Source organism: Streptomyces sp. NPDC004609, assembly GCF_042873655.1.
In the GTDB taxonomy this organism is placed as follows: Bacteria; Actinomycetota; Actinomycetes; order Streptomycetales; family Streptomycetaceae; genus Streptomyces.
Map to the genome: position 1 here is coordinate 1 of NZ_JBIALS010000084.1, position 5,722 is coordinate 5,722.

Here is a 5,722-nt window from a genome sequence, read left to right on the forward strand (position 1 = left end):
ACGAGGGCGACCCTCCGCCTTGCGATTGCACGCACCGGACGCCGCAGGCCCCGCCCTCCGGGCGGACGGCGCTACTTTCGATACACGCCCTAGGGACGGCGGCCCGAGCACCCCGGAACCTACCGGCGGGCTCCGTGCTCCCTGGTGTCCGAGCCGGGGCTACGGGGTCGAGCGGAACCGTCCGTACCGTCCGGCGGAGCAGAACCGCCCGACGTATCCGTCACGTCCGCACCATCCGTACCGATCGGCAGATCAGGGCCGCCCGGACTGAGTGGAATCGCCAACTCCGTTACTTTTCAAGGGACTTGCCACGAGAAGTGTGGTGGTCGGGTGTTTTCTGTGACCGGCCTTCGGGCATCGATTCGGTGCGTCCGCGGACGGGGGCGGCGAGGCCGCCCGTCCGCCCGGACCGGATCTGGCCGAGAGGTGGGGGTATGGGGTCGGAAGTCACCGCGAACATATTTGTGAACGCGTTCAACGCGCTGGGGCGGGACACCGAAATGGCGCGGAGGGGAGCCGCGGGATATGACACCCTCGCCGGCTGGCGGGCGTCCCAGACGACCCAGGTCGCCCTGGCCGGCGGGGCCGCGATGGCCGTCCCCGGAGCGCATCTCGCCGCGCTCACCGCGGATGTCGGCTTTCTGCTGCACAAGATGTCGATCTGCGCCTGGGGGATCGGCTTCAAGCTGGGGGCCTCGGTGGACGCCGAGGACGATCTCGCCGTCATCCTGGGGCTGTGGGCGGGAGCGCTGGAGCCCGACGCGCTGAGCGTGTCGTCCGTCGGCGCGGGCGCGTCCGCGGGCTGGATCGTCTTCAACGCCGCCTACCCGACGTACGGGGCCGCGGTCATGGCCAAGGCGCTGACCGCGGGTGCCGGGGCGGGGGTCTCCACCGTGGGCGCCAAGATCGCGGGGAAGAAGGGCGGCAAGGCCCTGGCCAAGCTGAGCAAGCCGTTCATCCAGAAGATCGCCCAGAAGGTCGCGGTGAAGTTCTCCGCGATTCTCGGGTCCAAGGCCGTCACCGGAGTCGTCCCGTTGATCGGCGCGCTGGCCGGGGCGGGGGTGAACGCCTACTTCCTGCAGAAGTTCGCCGACGCCGCGGAGACGTACTACCGGGAGAAGGTCGCCAGGGGCGGCTGAGCTCCTTCGACGGCTGGCCCCGCGGCGACCCCGGTCGTCCGGGAGCGGGCCGTGCGATGCCCCGGCCGGCCGCACAACCGTGGTCGGCCGATGGGGAAATCAGGTGTCGCGAAGACTTCGCGGCACCGATACTCGGACGTGTGTTCTTGACGATCAGTACGACCGGCACCCCTGAACGTCCCGCCACCGACCTCGGGTTTCTGCTCCACAAGCATCCCGACCGGGCGCAGACGTTCTCCACCTCGCACGGCACGGCGCACGTCTTCTATCCCGAGGCGTCCGCCGACCGGTGCACCGCCGCACTGCTGCTGGAGGTGGATCCGGTGGCGCTGGTGCGGCGCGGCAAGGGCAAGGGCCGTGGCGGCGCTCCCGACACCGCGCTCGCGCAGTACGTCAACGACCGTCCGTACGCCGCCTCCTCGCTGCTGGCCGTCGCGCTGAGCACCGTCTTCAAGAGCGCGCTGCGCGGTGTGTGCGCCGCCCTGCCCGAGCGGGCCGGGACCCCGATGCCCCTGCGTATCGAGGTCCCCGCCATGCCCGCGCGCGGCGGTGAGGAACTGGTCGGGAAGCTCTTCGGACCGCTCGGCTGGACCCTGGTGGAGGCACCGCCGGTCCCGCTGGACGAGCAGTTCCCCGAGTGGGGCGCCTCCCGCTATGTCCGGCTGGTGCTGGAGGGCGAGCTGCGGCTCGCCGACGCCCTGCGGCAGCTGTACGTCCTGCTGCCGGTGCTCGACGACGCCAAGCACTACTGGGTCGCCCCCGACGAGGTCGACAAACTGCTGCGCGCGGGCGAGGGCTGGCTGGCCGAACACCCCGAGCAGAAGCTGATCACCAGCCGCTATCTGTCCCGCCGCTGGGGGCTGACCCGGCAGGCGATGGAGCGGCTCGAACTGGTCCGGCTCGCCGAGACCGACGACCTCGGTGTCGAGGACGTCGACAACGCGGTGGACGAGACGGCCGACACCGAGGCCAGGCCCGTACCGCTCGCGGAGCAGCGGCGGGAGGCGGTCCTGGAGGCGCTGCGCACGGCGGGCGCGAGCCGGGTCCTCGACCTGGGCTGCGGCCAGGGCCAGCTGGTCCAGGCCCTCCTCAAGGACGTGCGCTTCACCGAGATCGTCGGCGTCGACGTCTCCGTACGCGCCCTGACCATCGCCGGGCGCCGGCTGAAGCTGGACCGCATGGGCGAGCGCCAGGCCGCGCGCGTCACCCTGCTCCAGGGCTCCCTGACGTACACCGACAAGCGGCTGACCGGCTATGACGCGGCCGTGCTCAGCGAGGTCATCGAACATGTCGACCTGCCGCGCCTGCCCGCTCTGGAGTACGCGGTGTTCAGGACCGCCAGACCCGCGACCGTGATCGTGACCACCCCGAACGTCGAGTACAACGTCCGCTGGGAGTCCCTGCCCGCCGGTCATGTCCGCCACGGCGACCACCGCTTCGAGTGGACTCGACGGGAATTCCGCACCTGGGCCGGGGATGTGGCCGAGCGCGAGGGCTACGGCGTGCGGTTCGTACCGGTCGGCCCCGACGACCCCGAGGTCGGACCGCCCACCCAGATGGCCGTGTTCACCCGTACCGACGCGCAGGAGTCCCGCCCTGAGGGCGAGGGCACCGAGGCCGCGGGCGGGGGCGGACCCGGGGCCCGTACCCGCCCGGCGGCGGACACCCACCCGGCGGACAGCAGCGAGAAGGAGGCGAAGGCCGCATGACCGGCACGAACGACACCGGAACCGCCGAGGAGCGGAACAAGCGCGTCCTCCCGGTGACCGATCTGTCCCTCGTCGTCCTCATCGGTGCCTCCGGTTCCGGCAAGTCCACCTTCGCCCGGCGGCACTTCGCGCCCACCGAGGTCATCTCCTCCGACTTCTGCCGGGGGCTCGTCGCCGACGACGAGAACGACCAGAGCGCCAGCGGCGACGCCTTCGACGTCCTGCACTACATCGCCGGCAAGCGGCTCGCCGCCGGACGGCTGACCGTCGTCGACGCCACCAATGTGCAGCCGGAGAGCCGCAGACAGCTGATCCGGCTGGCACGCGAGCACGATGTGCTCCCCATCGCCGTCGTCCTGGACCTGCCCGAGGAGGTGTGCGCCGAGCGCAACGCCGTCCGCCCGGACCGGGCGGACATGCCCCGCCGCGTCATCCGGCGCCACCGCAGCGAACTCCGCCGCTCCCTGCGCGGCCTGGAGCGCGAGGGCTTCCGCAAGGTCCACATCCTGCGCAGTGCGGAGGAGGCCGACAACGCCGAGATCGTCCGCGAGCGCCGCTTCAACGACCTCAGGCACCTCACCGGCCCCTTCGACATCATCGGTGACGTCCATGGATGCAGCTCCGAGCTGGAGACCCTGCTCACCAGGCTCGGTTACGAGGACGGCGTCCACCCCGGGGGCCGTACGGCCGTCTTCGTCGGCGACCTCGTCGACCGGGGACCCGACAGCCCCGGGGTGCTGCGCCGGGTGATGGCCATGGTCGCGTCCGGCGACGCGCTCTGCGTGCCCGGGAACCACGAGAACAAGCTCGGCCGTTACCTCAAGGGCAGAAAGGTCCAGCACACCCACGGACTGGCCGAGACCATCGAGCAGCTGGAGCGGGAGGACGCCCGGGACCCGTCCTTCCGGGAGCGGGTGCGCGCGTTCATCGACGGCCTCGTCAGCCACTACGTCCTGGACGGCGGCCGGCTGGTCGTCTGCCACGCCGGGCTGCCCGAGAAGTACCACGGCCGCACCTCCGGCCGGGTCCGCTCGCACGCGCTGTACGGGGACACCACCGGCGAGACCGACGAGTTCGGCCTCCCGGTGCGCTACCCGTGGGCGGAGGACTACCGGGGGCGTGCCGCCGTGGTCTACGGCCACACCCCCGTCCCCAGCACCTCCTGGATCAACAACACCATCTGCCTGGACACGGGCGCGGTCTTCGGCGGCAGGATGACCGCCCTGCGCTGGCCCGAGCGCGAACTCGTCGACGTACCGGCCGAGAAGGTCTGGTACGAACCCGTCAAGCCCCTCCTCGCCGAGGCCCCGGGAGCCCGTGAGGGACGGCCGCTGGATCTCGCCGATGTGCACGGGCGGCGGGTCGTCGAGACCCGTCACCTGGCCCGGGTCTCCGTGCGCGAGGAGAACGCGGCGGCGGCGCTGGAGGTCATGAGCCGGTTCGCCGTCGACCCCCGGGTCCTGCTCTATCTGCCGCCCACGATGGCCCCGACCGCCACCTCGGGGACGGAGGGCTATCTGGAGCACCCGGCCGAGGCGTTCGCGCAGTACCGCTCCGACGGCATCGGCAGGGTCGTGTGCGAGGAGAAGCACATGGGGTCCCGGGCCGTGGTGCTGGTGTGCCGTGACGCCGTGACCGCGCGGGAGCGCTTCGGCGTAGGAAGCGGCGCCACCGGTTCCGACGGCTCCGCGGGCCCCAGCGGCTCGGGCGGCACCCGAGGTCCAAGCGGCACGGGCGGCTCCGCGGGCCCCAGCGGCCCGGGTGACCCCGTTGCCCCGGACGGCTCCGACGGGCCGACCGGTGCGCTCCACACCCGTACCGGACGGCCCTTCTTCGACGACCCCGCCGTCACCGAGGAGATCCTCGGCCGGCTGCGCGCCGCCGTCACCGGCGCCGGGCTCTGGGACGAACTCGGCACCGACTGGCTGCTGCTGGACGCCGAGCTGATGCCCTGGTCGCTGAAGGCGTCCGGACTGCTGCGTTCCCAGTACGCGGCCGTCGGCGCCGCGTCCGCCGCCGTCTTCCCGGGGGCCACCGCGGCCCTCGAAGCCGCCGTCTCCCGCGGTGTCGACGTCGCCGGGCTGCTCGCCCTCCAGCGGGACCGGGCGGCCGACGCCGCCGCGTTCACCGAGGCGTACCGCCGTTACTGCTGGCCGACCCAGGGGCTGGACGGTGTGCGGATCGCTCCGTTCCAGATCCTTGCCAGCGAGGGCCGCTCCCTCGCGGCCGTGCCGCACGACGAGCAGCTCTCCTGGCTCGACCGGCTCGTCGAGCACGACCACACCGGACTGATGCAGGTCACCCGGCGGCTGATCGTCGACACCGGGGACGAGGCGTCGGTGCGGGCGGGTGCGGACTGGTGGCTGGAGATGACCGCCAGGGGAGGCGAGGGCATGGTCGTCAAGCCTCTCCAGGCCGTCGCCCGCACCGAGAAGGGCGCGCTCGTCCAGCCGGGCATCAAGGTCCGTGGCCGCGAGTATCTGCGGATCATCTACGGCCCCGAGTACACCCGGCCGGAGAACCTCCAGCGGCTGCGCGGCCGGTTCCTGGCGCACAAGCGGTCGCTGGCGCTGCGGGAGTACGCGCTCGGGCTGGAGGCGCTGGACCGGCTCGCCGACGGTGAGCCGCTGTGGCGGATCCACGAGGCGGTCTTCGCCGTACTCGCCCTGGAGTCGGAGCCGGTGGACCCCCGGCTCTGACCCGGGGCCGGCCCGTATCTCTCGACCGGGATCCCGCACCCGCGTCCCGTACCGATCACGCCCCGACGTCCGTGCCCGTGGTGGGGGGGGGGGCCCCCCGCGGGCGCCCCCCCCCCCACCCCCCCCCCCGCCCCGGGGCCCCCCCCCCCCCCCCGGGCGCGCCCCCCGGGCCCCC

General features: G+C 72.7%; 3 protein-coding genes. All 3 read left to right on the forward strand.

Annotated elements, in window-relative coordinates; all coding sequences use genetic code 11:
• Positions 1 to 434: 434 nt before the first annotated feature.
• Positions 435 to 1,139 carry a hypothetical protein gene (locus tag ACFYT4_RS35865; protein WP_389279027.1) on the forward strand — a complete coding sequence of 235 codons (705 nt, stop codon included), beginning with the start codon at positions 435 to 437 and terminating at the stop codon, positions 1,137 to 1,139.
• Between the two features lie 140 nt (positions 1,140 to 1,279).
• Positions 1,280 to 2,848: a 3' terminal RNA ribose 2'-O-methyltransferase Hen1 gene (locus tag ACFYT4_RS35870; RefSeq protein ID WP_389279030.1), complete on the forward strand. Its 1,569-nt coding sequence runs from the start codon at positions 1,280 to 1,282 to the stop codon at positions 2,846 to 2,848.
• Entirely contained in the window at positions 2,845 to 5,547 is a 2,703-nt protein-coding gene (locus ACFYT4_RS35875; RefSeq protein ID WP_389279033.1) for a polynucleotide kinase-phosphatase, read from the forward strand. Before ACFYT4_RS35870 ends, ACFYT4_RS35875 begins: the two co-directional genes overlap by 4 nt.
• Positions 5,548 to 5,722 lie beyond the last annotated feature (175 nt).

What these genes read in the sequence shown, in the direction of transcription:
- ACFYT4_RS35865 (WP_389279027.1), top strand. Translation starts at nt 435, where the DNA reads ATGGGGTCGGAAGTCACCGCGAACATATTTGTGAACGCGTTCAACGCG.
- ACFYT4_RS35875 (WP_389279033.1), top strand. Translation starts at nt 2,845, where the DNA reads ATGACCGGCACGAACGACACCGGAACCGCCGAGGAGCGGAACAAGCGC.